The 21,483-nt window shown below is 52.2% G+C and carries 16 protein-coding genes and 2 pseudogenes; 13 read left to right on the forward strand and 5 right to left on the reverse strand.

All coding sequences use genetic code 11. From position 1 onward, the window contains the following. Positions 1–132: 132 nt before the first annotated feature. From AM218_RS17190 to AM218_RS04340, 10 genes and pseudogenes are all read left to right on the forward strand, one after another. Positions 133–294: pseudogene (locus AM218_RS17190) on the forward strand (hypothetical protein); the annotation flags it as partial. 81 nt (positions 295–375) lie between these two features. Next, on the forward strand, positions 376–1,023 hold the full coding sequence (locus AM218_RS04300) for a hypothetical protein (protein ID WP_231717544.1): 648 nt from the start codon (positions 376–378) through the stop codon (positions 1,021–1,023). Positions 1,024–1,285: 262 nt separating this feature from the next. After that, positions 1,286–2,122 (forward strand): hypothetical protein, encoded by an 837-nt coding sequence (locus AM218_RS04310; RefSeq protein ID WP_054412163.1) that lies wholly within the window; start codon positions 1,286–1,288, stop codon positions 2,120–2,122. Between the two features lie 213 nt (positions 2,123–2,335). After that, positions 2,336–2,887 (forward strand): hypothetical protein, encoded by a 552-nt coding sequence (locus AM218_RS04315; RefSeq protein WP_157547519.1) that lies wholly within the window; start codon positions 2,336–2,338, stop codon positions 2,885–2,887. Positions 2,888–2,978: 91 nt separating this feature from the next. Continuing rightward, entirely contained in the window at positions 2,979–3,395 is a 417-nt protein-coding gene (gene csgH, locus AM218_RS04320; protein ID WP_157547520.1) for a curli-like amyloid fiber formation chaperone CsgH, read from the forward strand. 108 nt (positions 3,396–3,503) lie between these two features. After that, positions 3,504–4,955, forward strand: coding sequence for a carboxypeptidase-like regulatory domain-containing protein (locus AM218_RS04325; RefSeq protein ID WP_197274016.1), 1,452 nt, complete (start codon positions 3,504–3,506; stop codon positions 4,953–4,955). Between the two features lie 634 nt (positions 4,956–5,589). After that, the gene (locus AM218_RS16475) at positions 5,590–8,511 is read left to right on the forward strand and encodes a T9SS type A sorting domain-containing protein (RefSeq protein ID WP_082318062.1); all 2,922 of its coding nucleotides are present in this window, start codon (positions 5,590–5,592) and stop codon (positions 8,509–8,511) included. Between the two features lie 251 nt (positions 8,512–8,762). Next, positions 8,763–9,131: pseudogene (locus AM218_RS17195) on the forward strand (lamin tail domain-containing protein); the annotation flags it as partial. A 255-nt stretch (positions 9,132–9,386) separates the two neighbouring features. Continuing rightward, on the forward strand, positions 9,387–13,094 hold the full coding sequence (locus tag AM218_RS04335) for a T9SS type A sorting domain-containing protein (RefSeq protein ID WP_054412173.1): 3,708 nt from the start codon (positions 9,387–9,389) through the stop codon (positions 13,092–13,094). A gap of 201 nt (positions 13,095–13,295) precedes the next feature. Further along, complete coding sequence (locus AM218_RS04340; protein WP_054412175.1) at positions 13,296–14,900, forward strand: protein adenylyltransferase SelO; 1,605 nt, start codon at positions 13,296–13,298, stop codon at positions 14,898–14,900. Between the two features lie 83 nt (positions 14,901–14,983). On the opposite strand, the gene AM218_RS04345 is transcribed toward AM218_RS04340, so the two are convergent. The 5 genes from AM218_RS04345 to AM218_RS04365 all read right to left on the reverse strand — a co-directional run bounded on the left by AM218_RS04345 (position 14,984) and on the right by AM218_RS04365 (position 18,617). Then, positions 14,984–15,739, reverse strand: a complete 756-nt coding sequence (locus tag AM218_RS04345) for an oxygenase MpaB family protein (RefSeq protein ID WP_054412177.1) — start codon at positions 15,737–15,739, stop codon at positions 14,984–14,986. Between the two features lie 213 nt (positions 15,740–15,952). Continuing rightward, positions 15,953–16,279 (reverse strand): HesB/IscA family protein, encoded by a 327-nt coding sequence (locus AM218_RS04350; protein ID WP_054412179.1) that lies wholly within the window; start codon positions 16,277–16,279, stop codon positions 15,953–15,955. Between the two features lie 91 nt (positions 16,280–16,370). Then, positions 16,371–16,778 (reverse strand): hypothetical protein, encoded by a 408-nt coding sequence (locus AM218_RS04355; protein ID WP_054412181.1) that lies wholly within the window; start codon positions 16,776–16,778, stop codon positions 16,371–16,373. 102 nt (positions 16,779–16,880) lie between these two features. Continuing rightward, a complete protein-coding gene (gene iscU, locus AM218_RS04360) occupies positions 16,881–17,297 on the reverse strand; it encodes a Fe-S cluster assembly scaffold IscU (RefSeq protein ID WP_054412183.1) in 417 nt (138 codons plus the stop codon). A gap of 105 nt (positions 17,298–17,402) precedes the next feature. Beyond that, positions 17,403–18,617 (reverse strand): IscS subfamily cysteine desulfurase, encoded by a 1,215-nt coding sequence (locus AM218_RS04365; protein WP_054412185.1) that lies wholly within the window; start codon positions 18,615–18,617, stop codon positions 17,403–17,405. 133 nt (positions 18,618–18,750) lie between these two features. On the opposite strand from AM218_RS04365, the gene mce reads away from it, so the two are divergent. From mce to AM218_RS04380, 3 genes are all read left to right on the forward strand, one after another. Next, positions 18,751–19,173, forward strand: coding sequence for a methylmalonyl-CoA epimerase (mce, locus tag AM218_RS04370; RefSeq protein WP_054412187.1), 423 nt, complete (start codon positions 18,751–18,753; stop codon positions 19,171–19,173). A gap of 68 nt (positions 19,174–19,241) precedes the next feature. Continuing rightward, positions 19,242–19,820 carry an L-threonylcarbamoyladenylate synthase gene (locus AM218_RS04375; protein WP_054412189.1) on the forward strand — a complete coding sequence of 193 codons (579 nt, stop codon included), beginning with the start codon at positions 19,242–19,244 and terminating at the stop codon, positions 19,818–19,820. Between the two features lie 75 nt (positions 19,821–19,895). After that, entirely contained in the window at positions 19,896–21,326 is a 1,431-nt protein-coding gene (locus AM218_RS04380; RefSeq protein ID WP_054412191.1) for a CCA tRNA nucleotidyltransferase, read from the forward strand. The last annotated feature ends 157 nt before the right edge of the window (positions 21,327–21,483 follow it).

Below are 21,483 nucleotides of genomic sequence, written 5' to 3' on the forward strand. Positions count from 1 at the left end.
AAAACGAATAAAAATTTATAATAAAAAGATAAATTGCACTTGATTTATAATTTTATAAACATATATTTGGACTATTCCTCCGGAGGGAATAGTCCTTTTTGTTATCTCAGTCTACCCAAAACAAAACAAACGATGAAAAAGCTAAATCTAATTGTTGCTTTAGTATTTACGGCCGGAGGAGCCTTTGCTCAGGAGAACAGCAGTGCTGTGGAGCAGTATGGTGATATGAACGAGGCCACTGTTGATCAGGCAGGTTATAGGAATGAAGCATATATAGGCCAAGGAGGATATGATAACAAAGCTTCTCAAGCACAATATGGCCGGCATAACGAAGCCTATATTGTACAACTAGGTGAGGAAAACGAGGCATCTCAGATGCAGGAAGGCCGGCGTAACGAAGCTAGTATTCTGCAGGTTGGGGTAGCCAACACGGCGTATCAGGATCAGATTGGCCGGCGTAATATGGCCGAAGCCACTCAGGCAGGTGGAGGTAACTATTCCGTGCAAAATCAGGATGGTCACCGCAACGAAGCCTCAGTAGAGCAGGTAGGTCTGTTAAACGGTGCGTATCAGGAGCAATCCGGTGGCCATAATATGGCCTCTTCCACACAGTATGGCTTGTTGAACAGCTCTGAGCAATACCAGTCCGGGTACCGCAACGAGGCTACGGTAGACCAGTCCGGTGGGGGCAACTATGCCATCCAGATGCAGGAAGGCCGCCGCAACTCAGCTTCTATTGTGCAGGATGGAATTCTGAACGAGGCTATTCAACTGCAGAGTGGCAACCGCAACACGGCCGAAATTTCTCAGGAAGGGGAAGAGAGCTTTGCTGGTCAGGCACAGGCCGGTGATGACAACTATGCCCATATTGATCAGGATGATGATGGGTACCACTATGCTACCCAACTGCAGTTGGGTGATGGCAACAGCGCCATTACCAAGCAAGGCTCTTATGGCCAGGTGAGCACGGTGCTTCAGGTTGGCAATGGCAACTCCGCCATTGTGCATCAGGACCATCCCTAAGCGGCCCTGGGTATAAGCCCGATACGGTGGCTGGATAACGGCAAATCGCTCTTATTCACCCAATTCCACCCGTTGCTTCCCGCTTATACCTAACCTCAACCGTAACCAGTATATCCTACCCCGCATACCTATTGGTATGTAGGGTAGGATAATTTTTTTATGTATATTCACTATTCTTATAATAAATGGAATAAACTTCTTCTTCTTACTATTTCCTATACCCGTATATGCCATGAAAAAGCTACCCGTATTTGCAGCCTGTATGCTTGCTGCCGCTGCAGCCCACGCCCAGGTAAATTCCAATGAAGTAGAGCAGACAGGCAACCTGAATACCTCCTCTATTGTCCAGACCGGGTCTGCCCAAACGGCCTACATCGGGCAAACGGGGAATAGCAATAGTGCTTCGCAGCAGCAAAGCGGAACCCTGAATGACGCCTTTATTCAGCAGATAGGGAATAAAAACGTGGCCTCCCAGGTGCAGGAAGGGCGGGAGAACCAGACGGAAGCCTTTCAGGAAGGCGAAAGTAACTCGGCCCAGGTATACCAGAGCGGTGCCAGTAGCTACGCTGGACAGTTTCAGATGGGCGACCATAATGCAGCCGGTATTTCCCAGTCAAACACCTTTAGCTTAGGCAGCTGGGCTACGCAAGTGCAGTATGGCAACCAGAATACCGCCAGCATCAGCCAGGCCCGCTTCGACCATTTTGCCGCGCAGTATCAGTTCGGGAACCACAATACGGTAACCACCACCCAGTACGGTGATGGCAACTACACGGGTCAGTGGCAGATAGGTAACCAGAACACCGCGGCCATTTCCCAGCTAGGTTTCCTTAACTCCGCTGTCCAGATACAATATGGAAACAAAAACACCGCGACTATTGCGCAGGACGGCGTGGAAAACCAAACGGTGCAGTACCAGGCCGGGGATAAGAACTACGTCGCTATTGATCAGGATAGGAGCGGAAACGTTGCCACCCAAACGCAGTTGGGCAATAGTAACAGCGCCATTACCCAGCAAGGCTCCTTGGGTAATGTTAGTGACATGCAACAGGAGGGCAGTAGCAACTCTGCCGTAGTGAAGCAGGACCACCCCTACTAATTGCTGCTGATGTCATCCTGTACTGGCCGTAGACACATGTAGGAGGTGAATAGTATAATTTATTTGCTAATAATTTGTTTTTATAAGTGGATAATCGTAAACTCAACTCTATAATTGAACCACTCTTACCCGCTATAAAAACAACATAATCTTGCTTTATTCTTAAACGCTGCTTTCACGCGCTTCTACGCTATGAAAATACCTTTTCAAGTTATGCCCTTCATTTTGGGGCTTATTCTACCGGCCTTTTTCAGCTCTGCCAGGGCGCAGGGAGCTGCTGCCATGGAGCAGCGTCTGGCCCTGGAAATAACCAATGCCGCGGCACCTGTTATGCCAGCGGCATCTCAGGATCAGGCTATTATTATGCAACATGGCGCTGCCAACGAAGCAACGGCAACACAGCGCTATGGTGCTGGCGGTGCATCAAATCTGGTGATGATTGAGCAGGCCGGCGCCGCCAATATTACCCAAGTAAGCCAGCAGGGCAATGGGCTGCGCACTACTGTGCAGCAGCGCGGTACGGGTAACGTGGCAGAATCGGAGCTGCGAGGTGAAAACCTGGAAAGCCTGATTCAGCAGAATGGAGAAGATAACCTGGTGCAGCAGCAGGTGCAGGGCAACGACCAACGCTATGTAATTCAGCAGGATGGCGTTGGTAATGAGCTGCGCCAGGTAGAAACTACTTCTACCAATCGGGGCTATGAGGTGCACCAACGCGGCAATGGCATCCGCATGACCATTGTGCAGGGGCAGGCGGTACCTTAATGGCCACTGGCCCAGGCTGCCGCGTTGCCCGGTTCTGGGTACTGGTATGATTTTCTGAATTCTGTATTTACTACTTCTACTGTTATCAGCTATGAGACTTTCTGTTCTTCCTTTGGCCGCATTTGGGGTCCTGTTTCAGCCAATTCTGGGTACGGCAATACCGCGCCGCAATGGCAATTCTAATCCTTCTTCCTGCGAAGCAAAAGTGGAGATGCGAAAGGAAGGGAAATTCCTGGTTATTCTGGGCCATTGCCACAACGCCAGCCCGGTGCCGGTGTGGGTGCGCTACGAGTTGCGCACCGACCGGCGTGGCTCATCCGGCTCCTCACACAATGCTCAGGCGGGGCGCATGCTGGTTCCGGCGGAGCAGGATATTATTCTTTCCAAAACCACTATTATGGCCGGGCCCCAGGACGCCTACCAGGTGTGGCTGCGCCTGCTCGACGACCAAGGCTCGCCCATCTCCGATGACTCGCTCCGGTATTCTCCTGCCTCCGCCGGGCGATAAGGCCTGACCATCTGGTTCTGCCTGCCGCTTCTTCCCACCGTCCGCCCTATGCTTATGCTTCGTTTCCTCCCTGGCCGGCAACCCTGGCTATGGCTTCTGCTTGTTGTTTTGTTGCTATCAGGCTGCAAGGAAGACACGATTACCCCCACTTTATATGGCTCGGTAGAGGGCGTGGTATTAGATGCGAGTGACAATACACCCCTGGCCAACGTCATCATCACCACCAATCCCGCCACTTCCTCCTTTGCTACTGATGAAGAAGGCCGCTTTTCACTGCCCAACATTGCGGCCGGCAAGTATTCCATCTCAGCCCATAAAATAGGGTATAAGGGAGAAACCAGCAGTATTACAGTAGGAGAGGAGCAGCTTACGGAAGTAACCCTGGCGCTGGAGCACGCCGTTTCGAATCAGGGACCTAATGCGCCTTTCAACCCTTCGCCCGCTCCCGGCGCCGTTGATCAGCCCGTTTCTCTTACGCTCCGCTGGCAGGGCAAAGACCCCGACAAAGGCGACAGTCTGCGCTATGATGTATTGCTGTACGAAGGCAACTCCACCGACCGCAATATCCTGGCAACTTCTATCCGGGACACGTTTTATACCGTCAATAACCTCAAGTATAACACGGCTTATTTCTGGCAGATTACGGCCCGCGACCAGGACGGCTTGACAGCGCGCAGTGAAGTCTGGTCGTTTCGGACGGCTTCTTTTCCGTTAAACCGCTACGTATTTGCCCGCACGGTAGAGGGAAACACGGATATCTATTCGGCTAATGCCGATGGCAGCACTTTGCAGCGCCTCACCACTGCTGCCTTCACTGAAACCGCCCCCCAGATTAGCCCCACCCGCGACAAAATAGCCTACACCTCCAACGAAACCGGCCAATACCAGCTTTACACTATGAACCGGGATGGGTCCGGGCAGCGCCGCATCACCATGCTCTCAGTAGAAGGCTACCAGAACAGCGGCATCGGCTATTGCTGGTCGCCGGATGGCGCGCAACTTGTCTATAGCCATTACGACCAGCTCTACCGCATCAACCGCGACGGTACCGGCCTTACGCTACTGGCAACGGCTCCCGCCGGCCGCCACTTCCGTCAGTGCGACTGGACCGTGCAAGGCAACCTGTTGCTGGTGCAAACCATTGGAGCCAAGCCCTACGACTCGGAGATATACCTCTACAATGCCGATGGAACCAGCCCCCGCCTCGTGGTTAAAAATCTGCCCGGCCGTGTCGATTCGCCCTCTTTCAGTATAGACGGTACAGAAATGCTGTATACGCACGACGCTGCCGGATTTGAATCCAATGCAGGTCGGCAGTTGAATACCCACATCTATAAGATGAAGCTGGATGGTACCAACTTAGTAGACCTCTCTACCGGCAAGCAAGCGGGGACCAACGATATGGAGCCACGCTTTTCCCCCGATGGCGCATCCGTCATTTTTATTAACCAGGCCAACGATGGCCAGACTCCGCCCGAGGTGTGGACCGTAGGCAGTGAAGAAAACGGTGCCGCCCGCACTAAGCTCTTCGATAATGCGGACCATCCAGACTGGAAGTAGTAGAGGATAGTTAGTTTTAAGTGCCCACTTCACCCCGAAGCCCAGAACCAATTAGGTTCTGGGCTTCGGGGTGAAGTGGTTTATAGCAAACATTAGGAGCCAAGTAAATAACCCATTAAGTAGAATTCCGTTTATATATAAATCCAGTTATAAATTGAATTGAGAAGAATGATTTTATAAAAATAGATATATAAAATGTGATAGGAATATATACATAAACATAAGGGCTTATATATACAGGAAGTCTTATGAGTGCAAAAACAGATATTTCTTGAGTAATAAGACAACTTTGTTAAATACAATATAGCGAATATTTGAAGCAGCGGGAACTATTACTGACTGCTTCCTGTCTGCAAGCCAAAATGGGCCTTAGGTAAGGTACTGGCTTTAAAAGATCAGAATGAGTCTATTTTTTTGATACAATGCCGGGATATTGGCATGAAATATGCGAAATTGCGTCCAATTCTTAAATGCATGTTGGGTCTTGATGTTGGTTGAAATAGTGATAAAATATGTATAAAAAATCAAACAACGTAAAACCGATTTGTCCGTAAATTTACCTGTTGGCTCGAGCGGTATAGGTCAATAATCCATTGATAATAAAAACTTTCATTCTGCACTTTCCATTTTTCATATGAAACACACGTACATGCGTACCCCAAAGCCAGTCCAATGGGCTGCCTTATGGATGTTCTTCCTGGTCTTATTTGCGTTGCCTGCTATTGTTCAGGCGCAGGATCTTTCGGGCTCATCAATTACTACAACAACTAATCCTACTTTTGCAAATACTGAAGTTGGAAGTAGCACTGTTTATGATAATAGTTCGCCGGCCATTAGAGTTCGGGTAAATGTAGATGGGCAAGACCTAACAGGTAACGTAACGGTTTCTGTTACGGGAGGTGTCTTTGCTGTTGCTAATTTCACCAATGCTAATAACATAGGGTCATACAGCAGTTCGGTAACTGTTAATGCTAATAATGGTGGTAATGCAAGTGGTTCTGTAATAGTCCGATTCTCTCCAACTGAAGCAAAGCTATACACTGGCCAGATTATTGTTTCGTCTCCGGGCGCAACCTCACGTACTTTTAATATAAGTGGACGTGGAATTGCTCTAGCACCAGTATTAAGTATAACCCCTAGCTCTTATACTTTTGATAATACTGAAATTGGATCCGTGTCCTCGGATGCTACTTTTAATGTGACAGGTCAGAATTTGACCGGTAATGTTACGGTTACATCCAGCAATGGCGAGTACCTAATTCTGGATCCAGCTACTAATATTTATGGTAGCACTCTTTCCTTAGCTAAGTCTGCCACAGGTACTGTAGCAACTACTATTCAGGTACGCTTCAAGCCTACCAGTACTGGTAACAGCACAGGCAACCTCACAGTATCATCTACTGGTGCAACTTCACTGGTTGCAGCTTTGAGTGGAAAAGGGTTGCAGAACACCCAGCCTTACTTCACTGTTGATCCAACCACTATCAATTTTGGCGACGTATCAGGTACTGGCTCGGCTCAGTCCTTGTACTTCAGTGTGAGTGGTGGTAATCTGGCAACCAACAATCCTATTCATTTGGTTGTAGATAATACTAGCATTCAATTTCGGATTAAGGACAGTGGTGCTGCTTTTAGCAACAACCCCATTGACATCAATCCTATAAATGGCCAAGTTGCAGAGACTATTATCGAAGTACGTCTGCGTTCAGTTTCACAGGGTGCTTTTGATCATAACATCACAGTGTCTGTTACCAATACAACTCTGCCATCTAAGGTAGTACGTGTTCTGGCAAACAACCCTTTCACGAGCGGTACTTCAGCCCAGTCGTCGGTTACTGCTTTGGGTGCCAGCAAGCTTCCAATCTTCTCTACAGTTCCGGGCCAGCCATCTGAGTCGCGCTCTTATAAAGTGACTGGCGAATTCCTAGTGCGCCCGATAGTTATTACAGCACCCAATAACTTCCAGATTGCGCTTGATTCGCTCTTCACTCAGGATGTTGCTTCAAATGGCTTCAAATCCTTCTCATTGACGCCTAACGCAGCAGGAGCAGTTGCCCCTACTCGCGTATATGTGCGTTACCTGCCAATAGTTGCTGACCTGGAAAGCCGGGATATTAGCCATGTAAGTCAGCCTGCTACCACCGTAAACGTAACAGTAGTCGGTAATAGCCGTCCTTTCTTGAGCATAACTCCTGCTTCACTTCTCGATTTTAAGACTCCAATCGTCATTAACCAGAAATCGGAAATTCGGGAATTGACATTGACGGCCTTGCGGGCACGTGAAATCATCCGTATTTCAGTTTCACCGGATGAAGATCCTGCTAATTATAACACTACAAACAAGCAGCAGTTTGAAATCTCACTATCAGGTGCTGAGGATGACTTCCATACCTTCATTGATGTACAGCCAAGCGCTACTACCTACTCTGTAGACAGAAAAATTTATGTTCGCTTTGTGCCTACCCGCGTTGGCTTGCCAGTAGCAGAAGTTCGCTATAAGAGCACGGAACTGTACACCACGGATTCAAATGGTAACCAGATCTATAAAGTACTGGATGACCGTTTGAAAGGCTGGGCTTTGGCCATTGAGCCTACCAAGCAAACAGAGTACAAGGCTGTACGCAGCACAGATTTTACTGGCGCGACGGTAACATACATTCCTGCTTATGATGGCGACTCTTACGAAGCAAATGGGTTCGGCCGCTTCCGCTTGGTAGTTATCAGCGAAAAATCAACGTTGCTGCCGCCTCAGGATAATCCTAAAGATGGTATTGCCTATAACCCAGGCTCTAATGGCTACCAGACAGGTGACCAGATTAGCCCAGGCTTCTATGTTGTAGCAAGCGGTTCCGGCACTGTAGCTACCTTCACAGGTCTGGATGCTGCCAAAACATACTACGTTTATGTGTTTGACTACAATGCCAACAACCCCGGTCAGAATGCCATTAACGGTGTTGCTTATAACTTCAAAACGCCCACGGACTTCTCGCCAATTCCTGGCTACATTATTCCCGGCAACCCGGTAATTCTGCCTGTTCAGCTGGCCAACTTCACGGCTAAACTGAACAATAAGCGGGTGGATCTGAACTGGGTTACGGCTTCGGAGAAGAACAGCAAAGCGTTTGAAGTAGAGCGTTCCGCAGATGGTATCAACTTCCAGAAGCTACAGTCAGTAGCAGGCCAAGGCAATACCACTACCCGTCATGAGTATGCTTCTGTTGATGCACAGCCTTTGGTAGGTGTTTCCTACTACCGCCTGAAGCAGGTTGACACAGATGGTAAGTTTGCTTATTCAGGCGTAGTCACTGTGAACAATGTAGGCAACGGTGGGGTGGCCATGTATCCTAACCCAGTGCGTGACCAGCTGATGATTCAGCTGCCAGGTAATACAAAAGGTGCTGTAGTTACTGTATCTGACCTCACTGGCCGTGTGCAGTTCACCAAGACCCTTTCAACTGAAGGCCGTCTGAATATGAATAGCCTTAAGCCTGGCATATATGTGGTTACCGTGGTGAACGGTGGCCAGCGCTTTACTCAGAAAATTGTAAAGCAATAGTTGCTCCTGCAATTTCACCTGATTAAGAAAGGCCTCCTGGATTTCCAGGAGGCCTTTCTTTGTTTTGAACCATTTCATAATGATTCATTAACAGGATATTAGCTTTCGAACTGGGGGAAGTTACATTATCTTTGTGGCCCGATTCGCTCCTGTTCTTCTCTTTTTCACACACTGCCCCTATGCACACACTTTTACTTCATTGTTTAAGAGCCCCTTCACTTCACGTAAGGGGCTTCTTTTTGTCGTTAGTAATGCTTTTGCTTCCGCTGTTGGTGTGGGGTCAGAGTTCAACTCTTGTGATTAGCCAAGTATATGGCGGCGGGGGTAATGCAAGTGCATCCTATTTGAACGATTTCATAGAGTTACATAACGTTAGTGCTGGTAGTATTTCCCTCAGCAACTATTCTGTTCAATACTTCACTTCTAGTGGTTCGGGTAGCCAAATACAGGCACTGAGTGGCACTATTCCAGCCGGCGGATATTATCTGATAAAGGAGGGTTCAGGTGGAACTGTTGGTGCTGAGTTACCAACCCCTGACCTTACGCCGACGAGCCTGTATAGTATAGCCGCCAGTGCTGGCCGGGTAGATCTAACACTATCAGGAAATCTGATTGACCGGGTTGGCTTTGGAAGTGGAACAAATCTGCTATTCGAAGGTACTGCCGCTGCTTCAGGACCAAGTGGTAATGCAAATGCTGTAATCCGTAAAGGAGCTGGCTGCACCGATACTGACAATAACTCGGCTGATTTTACGGCTAATACTGTAGCTGTACCCCGAAATTCAGCTACTACAGCAGTAAGCTGTATTTCGACTGCTACTTCGATTACTACCGGCACCATTGCAGTAGGAGCTACCGCTACTACCTCATTCTGCGTGGGTATTTCCGATGTAGCCATTAACGTACCCTTTTCCGTTAGCAACGGTCCCTTTGCAGTTGGTACCAAGTTTACGGCCTACTTGAGCAAGGACGGTTTCGTGACCAAAACGGCCATTGGCACTCTCACAGGCACTACCAGCGGTACTATTGCCGCCAAACTGCCCAGCACCGTTGCTTCCGGTACCACTTACCGAATCCGGGTTGATGCTGATACGCCCGCGCCAAATGGTACAACCGGCACGGCCAACACCACTGACCTGACCATTGTGAGTTACAAAACCAATGAAGTAGCGCCTTTCACTGCTACCTATGGTGCGCAACAGGTAACGCTAAGCTGGACTAATCCAACCAGCTGTTTTCAGAAAGTAACAATTATAGCCCGGGCAAACAATTCCGTTACGGTAAAGCCTTCCGGTACTTTCACGGCCAATTCCGTTTTCGGGAGTGGAACCGACTTAGGCACTGCGGCTACCCCTGGCCAGTTTGTGGTATATGATGGCACCGGCACCAGCGTTACGGTAACGGGCCTGACCAACCTCACGACGTATAACTTTACCGCTTACGTTACCAACGGTGATGGCTACAGCGACGGTACCAATACATCGGCTACCCCGGTACAGAATGTAACCGTTACCTCCGTGCTGCTGCCACAATACCTGGTAGGCCGTACAGGCACCACGCATACTGACCGGCTGCCATTTGCCTATCGTACTACCCTCAGCGGACTGGAGCCTTCCAGAACCTATCGGTATTATAACTCTGCCGTGTTAGCTTCTGATGGCGCCACCAGCACCGGATCAGGCATCAGTGTATTCCCCAAAGGAGCCGGCACCTTTACCCGCGCTACCAACCGCAGCTTAAATACTGCTGGTAACTATTCCACCTTCACTACCGATGCCAGTGGGGCATATACGGGTTGGTTTGTGATGGATCCTACTGCCAGTGCAACCTTTGATGCCGGAAACCAGGTGTACATGCGCATCGTGCTTAATGATGGCTACGATGGTACCAACGCGGTATATTTCCTGACAACCCCGGAATCGGTGGAGGTTCGTACGCTTGGTTCAGCCAGTACACAGGCCACCGCCGTTAGTGGGGAGTCTTTTGCCACGTCCTCTAATTTTGTTTTTACCTATGATAATACGGCCGGAACCGGCCGCCCCCTGGCGGGCACATTTGTAGAAAGTGAAGGCACTAATAATACTGACTATGCTGCCTTCTACCTTACTAATGTGGAAGGTAAAACCGGTGCCTGGGGCGTACTTACCCCAAACAATAATGCCAATGGTATTCGGCGCATCGCTCAATATGCGTTATCAACTGGCGCACTAACGGGCTGCGCGGCTACTGATGCTGATGGCACCTGGGCCAGTGGAACCGTAACGGCATCACCAACAGGTGGTAGCAAGCCGCTGGTGTTTACTTCCCTGGATGCACCGCTCACCTGTGATGTGTACGTGGGTTTCAACCCCCAGACGGTGGCCGTAGCCGAAGGCAACACCGGCACTAAAACTGTGACGCTGAATGTAACGGTAGTAAATACGCCCAGCACGCCGCTGGAAGTATCTATCACCGATGCCGGTACGGGCACTGCCACTGCCGGCACGGACTATACCTTTACTCCCCAGACGCTGACCTTCACGCAGGCCGGAACCCAAACCGTAACGGTAACCGTGATGGGCGATAAAACGGATGAAAGCAACGAAACAGTAAAGCTGGGACTGGCTATAAATGCCGGCTCCGCGACGGTGGTCAGCTCTCCGGCTACCTTAGTTCTGACAAATGACGACGCGCTGATTGCCGGCGGCCTCTGGCTGGAAGATGACTTTAACTACCCAATAGGGCAGGATCTGAAAGACAACAACTGGACCACCGATAACACAGGCAACGCTGTTCTGGTGGTTACAGGTAACAACTTCTTCCAGCAATACCCCCTTGGTGTAACTGATTCCACCACTTCGCGCCGGGTAAAGCTGAGTGAGGGAATGGATTATCACCGAGCATTTTCGGCTGCTACAGGCGCTACTTCGCTCTATGCTGCGGCCGTTGTAAGAGTATCAACTGCCACCAATACCGGCGACTATTTCCTGCACTTTAACAATGAACCATCGGCCTCTACTGCCCGTGGAAAGGTTTATGTAAAGGCTGGCTCTTCGGCAAGTACCTTTTTGGTAGGATTGCGGGTAGGTAGTGATTCCAACACCCCTATCGTATATTCTACTACACCGTACTCTATCAACCAGAATTACCTTTTTGTGCTGCGCTATGATGTGGTGGCCTCTGGTTTGGATCAGGCGAAGCTTTACGTGATGAACGAAGCCGGTGCCTCCGCTGCAGAACCCGCAACGGCCGAAGTTACGGCTACTGGCATCGATTCATATGCAAGCCTCAGCGGTATTGGCCTGCGCCAGGGAGGGGCATCTGCTCCTACATTGACGGTTGATGGAATTCGGGTTGGTGGTGACTGGGGCAGTACGGTGGGTCGCGTAACGGCTACCTATTACAATGCCGGTATTGCAGCGGGTAATTACTATGAAGTCGGTATCAACAACGAGGGTACGCTTACGCCAGCCGGTGCAGTAAACATCGAAGGCAACCTGACCCTGACCAGCGGATTGATCAACACAACCACTACCAATAGCCTGACCTTATACCAGACCAACTCCCGCAAAGCCACAGTGAGTGGTGGCTCGGCCAGTAGTTATGTAAATGGTCCGGTAAAGCGCTATATTTCAGCAGTAGCGACGCCCACCAGCGGCATTGTATTCCCAGTAGGCCAGGACTTCGCTTACCGCCCTCTGGCCCTGAATATTACCACGCAAACTCAGCCTACCACCTACACTGCCTCCCAGCAGGATGGTGCTCCGGCTAACCAGAACTTCGCCGGCAGTAATATTAAGCGAGTATCGAAGATGCGTTATTATACTGTATCCTCTTCTCCAGAGCCAACGACCGGGCAGTTTCTGGGTAACATCACTCTCTCGTTTGATCCGGCAGAGGATGGAGTAACCGATGCGGGTGCCCCAACGCTGGTAGTAGCCAAATCGAATGGCAGTGGCGCCTGGGAGAATATTGGACATAGCTCTAATTCCAGCACCACCATCACCTCCGATAATTTTACCACTTTCGGCGACTTTGTACTGGCCAGCACCATTGCAGATATTAAGATCAACCCGCTGCCCGTGGAGCTAACTGCCTTCACCGCCGAGCGCCAGGGAACAGATGTTCAAATCAAATGGGCTACGGCCTCTGAGCGGAACAGCGCATCCTTTCTCGTTGAGCGTTCTGCTGATGGGCTTACCTTCCAGGCCATTGGCCGGGTAGCGGCGCAGGGTACTTCCACCACGCACCACAGCTACCAGTTCACCGATGGCAAGTCCCTGAGCGGACTGGCTTACTACCGTCTACGGCAGTTGGACCAGGATGGTACCGCGCAGCTCTCCGTGGTACGCACCGTGCAGGGCCGGCCATTGCAGGCTGGTATTTATCCCAACCCTGTGCAGAACGTGCTGCACGTAGAAATGGCGGCTACTAACGGCAGTGTGCAGGCTATCATCACCGACCTGGTAGGGCGCGAGGTGTACCGCACTATCGTACCATCCTCTCATCAAATAGATCTGCACCAGTTACCGCAGGGAAGTTATTTGCTGATGCTGGAAGGACAGCAGGTTCACTCCACGCATAAATTGGTAAAGACCAATTAAGCTCTCATCTACTGTTAAAAAGCCCTTCTGCAGATGCAGAAGGGCTTTTTTTATAATGCTTGAAAAAGCAATGAGCCAGTATCCGGGGCCATATGGCTAACCGGGTATGCTCTGGTTTAAGAAAGTCCGGAATCAAAAGCTCTTAGACTAGAGTTTACCCTTCAGCTAAGCGCAATTTTTTAAGTCTGCTTATTTTGGTTTATGCCGCAGAATGATGCTCACTTCGATCAGGTCCAATTTCAGAACTCCTTTGTGGAGGAGCTTTCTGGTGAAATCTCTACGGATACCAGGCCCCGGCAAGTGCTCGGTTACTGCTATTCGCAGGTAAAGCCAACCCCCGTGCGCGAGCCGCGCCTTCTGGCCTGGTCAGAGGAGTTGGCTGCCTTTTTAGGCTTAAGCCGACCACCAGAACAAAGTCCGGCAGTAGATGCTCTGGCCGGCAATCTGGTAACCGATACCATGAAGCCTTTTGCGGCGCGCTATGGCGGGCACCAGTTTGGCAACTGGGCCGGGCAGCTGGGCGACGGCCGGGCTATTTCCCTGGGTGAGCTCACTGCCCGGGATGGTGCTGCCTGGGAAATTCAGTTGAAAGGCGCCGGCCCCACACCTTACTCGCGCCGGGCCGATGGGCGGGCCGTTCTGCGCTCCTCTGTGCGGGAGTTTCTGTGCAGCGAGGCTATGCACGCGCTGGGTGTGCCTACCACACGGGCCCTAAGCCTGGTAAGCACCGGCGACCTGGTAGTGCGCGACATGTTTTACAACGGCAACCCCCAGCCCGAGCCGGGGGCCATTGTAGCCCGGGTGGCGCCTACGTTCGTGCGGTTTGGCAACTTTCAGCTCATGACGGCCGCTAATGAGCTGGATAACCTGCGTGCCCTCGCCGACTACGTCATCCGTCGCTTCTACCCGGAACTGGGTGAGCCATCGGAGGCGGTATATGTGCGGTGGTTTGAGGAAGTCTGCCGCCGCACGGCCGTTATGGTGGCGCACTGGATGTCCGTGGGCTTTGTGCATGGCGTGATGAACACGGATAACATGTCCATTCTGGGGCTCACCATTGACTATGGCCCCTACGGCTGGCTGGAGCCCTATGACACCACCTGGACGCCCAACACCACCGACTTCAGCCACCACCGCTACGCTTTTGCCCAGCAGCCCCAGGTGGCGCTTTGGAATCTGGTGCAGCTAGGCCGGGCTTTAACCCCTCTGGTGCCCGCTATTGAAAGTCTAAACCAGGCACTGGAGCATTATCGCACCACTTTCACGGCCACGCGACAGGAGATGATGCGCCGCAAGCTGGGCCTTACTACCATTACCCAGCCCGAGGACAATGCCCTGCTGGAAGATCTGTACCAGGCGCTGACTACTTCGGAAATGGACATGACGCTGTTCTTTCGCCAGCTTTCCCACGTAGCCCCAGCCTTACAGACCGGTATGGAGGATGAAGAGCCACTCTTCATTGAGCTTATTGACAAGGCCTCCTACACCCCCGATCCATCTGCAGTACATGACTCGCTATTAGGCTGGCTGCGGCGCTATACTCAGCGACTACGGCAGGAAACTGCCTCCGGAGAAGTTATCCGGGAAGGAATGCTGGCAGCAAACCCCAAGTATGTGCTGCGCAATTACTTGGCACAACAGGCCATTGAAGCCGCCGAGATAGGGGACTTATCGAAACTCAACCGGCTTATGCAAGTTCTGAAGACTCCCTTTGCAGAGCAGCCTGAGCACGACGAGCTGGCGGCTAAGCGGCCGGAGTGGGCGCGCTTCAAGCCCGGTAGTGCTACGCTCTCCTGCAGCTCCTAGAGTGAGAGTAAGCCCGGCAATTAAACTTGTCGGGCTTATCGTTCTGAGGTTACCGCTTCGGCTTTAGGGTTCGAGTGGGCGGGCTAGTTATCCAGGGCCAGGATCCGGGCTTTGTAAGCGGGTGGCAATAGGGCTGCTTTCGCCCACCGGCCCACCCGCAGGTGTTGCGCTTGGTGGTACAAAGGCAGCAAAGGAGTCAGCCAGGAGCGGGAACTTAGGTGGAGCAGTTGGCTTACCGTAGGGGGCACTACCAGGCGTTGCGCCTGGAGCAGAAGCCAGTACCGCAAGGGCCCCAGGTGCCGCCGGTACTGCTGATACAGGTCTACGGTAAAGCCGCTGTTTTCCAGGTCGGCGGCCAGATGCTGCTGCCGGGCTATAAGCCAGTCCGAATATGTAGCCGGCAACTCCTGGATGCCCATGCGCTGACCCACGCGGGTGAATACGTCGAAAACGTCTTCTTTTTCTGTCGTTGTCAGCGAGCGTTCCAGCACTTCAAACGAGCGGATGGAATAGTCAATCAGCATAAACAACACGTCCCGGTAGGCCCAGTCCGGGATGGCCATGCCGCGCTTGGCTTCCACGGCGCCATGAATGGCTGCAATGGTATCAATGGCCCGTTCTGCACCTGCGCGCTCGGCAAACACAATCTGCCGGGCATAGGCAACGGTAGAAAACAAGCGGGCCAGTGGGTCGGCGGGCAGGCGCCCGGTAAAGTACAGCCAATCTACGGCCTTATTCAGGGCAAATTCGGCTGCCGCACCCGCAAAAATGAATAGCACGGTATCGGCTTTCCCCCAGATGGCACGCACCACTGAATGCTGGGGCACAAAGTGTTCCATAGAGCAATAACCAGAAATGGAGGCGAAAGACTCCTTAAAAAGCAGGTGGCGCCTCAAAAATGCTTAGGATTTTCGTGCTTCCATATTCTTCTCAGATCATGGCTGCCTTACATAAATCTTCCAGCTGCGCCGAATTCCGCAAGGGAGCTATACAACCAGAAAGGCCGCTCCAAAGAGCGGCCTTTCTGCATTATGGCATTCTGATCAGCAGAATTATACCGAGAAACTCTCGCCGCAACCGCAGGTGCGGGAGGCATTGGGGTTATCGAAGTAAAAGCCTTTTCCATTCAAGCCGTCGGAGAAGTTAAGCTCAGTGCCGGCCAGATACAGAAAGCTTTTCATATCTACCACCACGCGCACGCCTTTGTCTTCAAACTCCTGGTCCATGGGCTTTACTTCGTTATCGAAGTCGAGCTTGTAGGAGAGGCCAGAGCAGCCGCCACCGGCCACCGAAGCGCGCAGGCGGAAGGTAGGGTCAAGGTGAGCATCAGCAATGAGATGCTCAATTTTTTCCTTGGCTTTATCTGAAACAGTAATCATGGCTTATTGAAGGTTGTATGCTGCTTATGGGTTGCTGGTTTCGTTTGCCTAAAAGGCTCTTAAACACCAGTAACTTTCAATCAACAATCAATTAAGAAGAAGGATTCAACACTACACTGAACACGGTAATGGTGTTCAGGTCGCGGCCGTAGTAGAGCTTGTCCAGGGCTTCATAGGCGTTGTGGGCCCGGAAGTAGGAGGTTTGTAGCTCTTTTTCGCCGCGGGCACGCCACTGAATGGTATAGGAGCTTTCGGTGTCGCGGAAGCGCTGTACGTAAGCCAGCATTTTCCGCAACGCATCCAGCTTATCGTAGCCTTCTTCGTAGCGGAACAGGAAGCTTTGCTGGTGGCGCGGATTGACGGTTATCAAATCCAGGCGTACCTGCCCATCCAACTGCCGAAACTCAAACAATAGATTGCCCGGCCCCATGCCCAGATGGTCTTCTATCTGGCGTTGAATACGGGCACTTTCTACGTGTACGTCGTTGGAGACTTCCATTGTGTAGGTCTTAGTGTTTTAGGTAATAGGGCTTAGGTTTCATCGCAGCAGGAAACTCTCCATACTGCCCTAAAAACTAAGCCCTAAGTTCCTAATACCCTATTAATGGTGTGACTTGGCTACTTCCAGCTCAGGCAAACCATTCTTTACCCGGTAGTCGTTGATAGCCGACTTAATGGCATCTTCGGCCAGTACCGAGCAGTGGATTTTTACGGGCGGCAGGGCCAGCTCTTCCACAATTTCCATGTTGTCGATGGCCAAGGCCTCGTCCACGGTTTTGCCTTTCAGCCACTCCGTAGCCAGGGAAGAGGAAGCAATAGCCGAACCACAGCCGAACGTCTTGAATTTGGCGTCGGTGATGGTGTTGGTGGTTTCGTCTACCTCAATCTGCAGGCGCATTACGTCGCCGCACTCAGGAGCGCCTACCAGGCCGGTACCTACGTTCTTTTTGCTTTTGTCCAGCGTGCCTACGTTGCGTGGGTTGCTGTAATGGTCGATAACTTTATCGGAATAAGCCATGGCTTTTTTTCAGTTACTGGTTGTCAGTTGCGGGTTGCCAGTTATGTTATGGTTGCTTGTATGGATTCCGGATACTGGCGACTCGGAAAGGGCAACTGAGGTTTCTTAATGTTCGGCCCACTCAATTTTGTCGAGGTCGATGCCTTCCTTGAACATCTCCCACAGCGGGGACATTTCGCGGAGCTTGGTCACGGCTTCTATCACGTGGCCAATGGCGTAATCAACCTGCTCATCAGTGGTAAAGCGGCTCAGGCCAAAGCGCAGGGAAGAGTGCGCCAGGTCGTCGCTCAGGCCCTGGGCCTTCAGCACGTAGCTGGGCTCCAGGGAAGCCGACGTACAGGCCGAGCCCGACGAAACCGCCAAGTCTTTCACGCCCATCATCAGGCCTTCGCCTTCTACGTACTTAAAGCTGATGTTGGTGGTATGCGGCAGGCGGTGCTCGCGCGAGCCATTCACGTAGCTTTCTTCCAGCGTAAGCAGCTCTTTTTCAAGCCGGTCACGCATGGTAGAAATCCGGGCGTTGTCGCTCTCCATGTCCAGGCGGGACAGCTCGGCGGCTTTGCCCAGGCCTACAATGCCGGGTACGTTGAGGGTACCGGAACGCATGCCGCGCTCGTGGCCACCACCGTCCATCTGGGCGGTAACTTTCACCCGTGGGTTTTTGCGACGCACATACAATGCACCTACGCCTTTGGGGCCGTACATTTTGTGGCCCGAGAAGGCCATCAGGTCAATGCCGTCAGCAATAACGTCTACCGGAATTTTGCCTACCGCCTGGGTAGCATCCGTCATGAACAGGGCGCCGTGCTTGTGGGCAATGGCGGCAATTTCGCGGACGGGCTGAATGGTGCCGGTTTCGTTGTTGGCGTACATAATGCACACCAGAATGGTCTGGGGCGTCATGGCCGCTTCTAGCTCCTGCAGGCTGATGAGGCCTTCGGAGTTAACGGGTAGATAAGTAACGCGGGCACCCTGCTTTTCCAGGTGCTTGCACGTATCCAGTACGGCTTTATGCTCCGTGGTAGCGGTAATGATATGGTTGCCGCGCTGGGCATACATCTCATATACACCTTTGATACCCAGGTTATCAGACTCGGTAGCACCCGAGGTAAAGATGATTTCTTTGGGGTCGCAGTTGATTAGCTTGGCAATCTGCTCCCGAGAATAATCTACCGCTTCCTCTGCCTGCCAGCCGAATGCGTGGTTACGGGAAGCCGCGTTGCCGAACATTTCAGTCATGTAGGGCAACATAGCCTCCAACACCCGCGGATCCATGGGAGTAGTGGCGTTATTATCGAGGTAAATGGGTAATTTAAGCATGGCCTAAATAGGTTGTCAGCGGAGAATGATTCGCCGGTAGAACACGGAAACCGGCAAACAGGTTTTACTTTGCTGCACAAAAGTAGACATATTCCAAACAAGCTGTACCCGCTTCTTCCACACAATTACTAGTATGTTCACTAACCTGGAACACCTGGGCCTGGCCGTGCAGGACCTGGCCGCGGCCACAACCTTATATACTGCCTTATTGGGCACGCCACCCTATAAGCAGGAGCATGTAGCCAGCGAAGGGGTTGACACGGTTTTCTTCCGGGTGGGCGGCTCCAAGATTGAGCTGCTGGCCGGCACCACCCCGGAAAGCGCCATCACCAAATACCTCAGCAAGAAAGGGGAGGGCATTCACCACGTAGCGTTTGAGGTGCAAGACATTTACGCCGAAATGGCGCGGCTGCGGGCCGAAGGCTTCACGCTGCTGAATGAGGAGCCCAAGCGGGGTGCTGATAATAAGCTAGTATGTTTTGTGCATCCGAAAAGCGCCGCCGGCGTATTGGTAGAGTTGTGTCAGGAAATAGTAGGTGAAGCCCCAGGCTTGTAACTTCTGTCCCCTCCGGTCCTTATATATAATGTTGGTACGCGTCGGTGTGCGCTCTTAATCTCCCCGCCATGAGCAAGTTTTTCCTTCAGGAAGTAGAATCAGCAGTAGATGCCCTGTTGCTGCAGCAGGTTATTCTGTACCCCACCGATACCGTGTGGGGCTTGGGTTGCGACGCCGAAGTGCCCCCCGCCGTAGAAAAGCTCTATGCCCTGAAAAAGCGGGCTCTGGATAAGCCCAGCATTGTGCTGGTGGCCGACGAGCAGATGTTTGCCAAGTACGCTTCCGTGGTGCCGCCCAACCTATCTGAGCTTATCCAAAAGCAGGAGAAGCCCACCACCTACGTAGTGCCGGCCAGCCCCATAGTAGCCAAAAACCTAGTGGCCCCCGACGGCACCATTGGCCTGCGGGTGGTAAAGGATGATGAGTTCAGCCATAAAATTGTGCGCCGGCTGGGGCATGGCGTGGTTTCCACCTCGGCCAATCTCAGCGGCAAGCCCACGCCGGCTACCTTCTCCGAAATAGAACAGGAGCTGAAAAAAGGGGTGGATTATGTGGTGAACTGGCGGCAGGATGATTCTACCACGGCTGCTCCTTCCCGCGTGGTGCGCGTGCAGGCTGATGGCTCTTTAGAAGTGCTGCGCGACTAAGCAGCAGTAGAAAGCACAAACGGCCCGGCCGGGAGTTGTTACCTTTGTAGCTTCTACGCGCTCTGCTGCTGTCCCATGAAAATTCCCCAGCTTCCTGATCTTCCTTTATTCCAGACAATAGCGCAAGCCGCCGGCGAACTGGGCTACCCGGCCTACGTCATCGGGGGCTTTGTGCGTGACCTGGCTTTGGAGCGCCCCAGCAAGGACGTAGATGTGGTGTGCGTGGGAGACGGTATCCGGCTGGCGCAGGAGGTAGGCCGCCGCCTGCCTTCCCAGCCCCGCGTAACGGTATTCCGCAACTTTGGCACGGCCATGCTGCCCACGCCGGAGGTGGAAATTGAGTTTGTGGGGGCCCGCCGGGAAAGCTACCGGGCCGAGTCGCGCAAGCCGGAAGTGGAGGCCGGCACGCTGGAAGAAGACCTGGCCCGCCGAGACTTCACCATCAATGCCTTGGGCCTGAGCCTGAACCCCCAGGACTTTGGTACTCTGATTGACCGCTACGACGGCATAGGCGACCTAAAGCGGAAAATCATCCGCACGCCCCTCGACCCCGATATTACCTTCTCCGACGACCCGCTGCGCATGATGCGCGCCGTGCGCTTTGCCACTCTGCTTGATTTCGATATTGAGCCGGAAACCTTTGATGCCATTGCACGCAATAAGGAGCGCATCCGCATTGTATCGCAGGAGCGGATTACGGACGAACTCAACAAGATTATTATGACGCCGAAACCCAGCTATGGGTTTAAGCTGCTGTTTCATAGCGGACTGCTGCCGCTGATTTTTCCCCGTATGGCACAGCTGCACGGCGTGGAGAAAGTAGGCCAGCACGCCCACAAAGACAACTTCTATCACACCCTGCAGGTGCTGGATAATGTGGTAGCCACCGGCGGCGACCTGTGGCTACGCTGGGCCGCCATTCTGCACGACATTGCCAAACCCGCCACCAAGCGCTACGACCCCAAAGTGGGCTGGACGTTTCATGGCCACGAAGACAAAGGCGCCCGTTGGGTGCCGCACATTTTCACAGAGCTGAAGCTGCCCCTGGGCGAGGAAATGCGCCAGGTGCAAAAGCTGGTGCGCCTGCACCTGCGGCCTATTGCGCTGGTAAAGGAAACCGTAACCGACTCCGCCGTACGCCGCCTGCTGTTTGAAACCGGCGACGATATTGACCGCCTGATGCAGCTCTGCAAGGCCGATATAACCAGCAAAGACCACCAGCGCGTGGCGCGTTATCTGCGCAACTTCGAGCGGGTGGAAGAGAAGCTGAAAGAAGTAGAGGAGAAGGACCATCTGCGCAATTTCAAGCCGGTTATCACGGGCGAAATCATTATGCAGACGTTTAATCTGAAGCCTTCCCGCGCCGTGGGCGAACTAAAGGAGGCGGTACTGGAAGCTATTCTGGAGGGCCAGATCAGGAATGAGTTTGAGGAAGCCTTCGCCTTCCTGTTGCAGCTCGGTAAGGCGAAGGGTCTTCCTCAGGGTCATCATTCACTCACCAAATAGACCCCTTTCTCAATCTCATCCTGCCAATAGAGGCCGGTCGGGGCCCGAGGGTTGCCCGGCCGGCCTTTTATTTTTTGGGCAGTAGTAAAACCGTATAAAAGTGCCGCAAAGGTGCGGCTATTATTAGGTAGTTCGTGAAAACGCGTATTAAGGTTTC

Source organism: Hymenobacter sp. DG25A (genome assembly GCF_001280305.1).
Lineage (GTDB): Bacteria > Bacteroidota > Bacteroidia > Cytophagales > Hymenobacteraceae > Hymenobacter.

Excerpts from the sequence above, each read along its gene's own strand:
- AM218_RS04300 (WP_231717544.1), top strand. The coding sequence starts at position 376 with ATGCAGGAAGGCCGGCGTAACGAAGCTAGTATTCTGCAGGTTGGGGTA.
- AM218_RS04310 (WP_054412163.1), top strand. The coding sequence starts at position 1,286 with ATGCTTGCTGCCGCTGCAGCCCACGCCCAGGTAAATTCCAATGAAGTA.
- AM218_RS04315 (WP_157547519.1), top strand. The coding sequence starts at position 2,336 with ATGCCCTTCATTTTGGGGCTTATTCTACCGGCCTTTTTCAGCTCTGCC.
- csgH (WP_157547520.1), top strand. The coding sequence starts at position 2,979 with ATGAGACTTTCTGTTCTTCCTTTGGCCGCATTTGGGGTCCTGTTTCAG.
- AM218_RS16475 (WP_082318062.1), top strand. The coding sequence starts at position 5,590 with ATGAAACACACGTACATGCGTACCCCAAAGCCAGTCCAATGGGCTGCC.
- AM218_RS04340 (WP_054412175.1), top strand. The coding sequence starts at position 13,296 with ATGCCGCAGAATGATGCTCACTTCGATCAGGTCCAATTTCAGAACTCC.
- AM218_RS04345 (WP_054412177.1), bottom strand. The coding sequence starts at position 15,739 with ATGGAACACTTTGTGCCCCAGCATTCAGTGGTGCGTGCCATCTGGGGG.
- AM218_RS04350 (WP_054412179.1), bottom strand. The coding sequence starts at position 16,279 with ATGATTACTGTTTCAGATAAAGCCAAGGAAAAAATTGAGCATCTCATT.
- AM218_RS04355 (WP_054412181.1), bottom strand. The coding sequence starts at position 16,778 with ATGGAAGTCTCCAACGACGTACACGTAGAAAGTGCCCGTATTCAACGC.
- iscU (WP_054412183.1), bottom strand. The coding sequence starts at position 17,297 with ATGGCTTATTCCGATAAAGTTATCGACCATTACAGCAACCCACGCAAC.
- AM218_RS04365 (WP_054412185.1), bottom strand. The coding sequence starts at position 18,617 with ATGCTTAAATTACCCATTTACCTCGATAATAACGCCACTACTCCCATG.
- mce (WP_054412187.1), top strand. The coding sequence starts at position 18,751 with ATGTTCACTAACCTGGAACACCTGGGCCTGGCCGTGCAGGACCTGGCC.
- AM218_RS04375 (WP_054412189.1), top strand. The coding sequence starts at position 19,242 with ATGAGCAAGTTTTTCCTTCAGGAAGTAGAATCAGCAGTAGATGCCCTG.
- AM218_RS04380 (WP_054412191.1), top strand. The coding sequence starts at position 19,896 with ATGAAAATTCCCCAGCTTCCTGATCTTCCTTTATTCCAGACAATAGCG.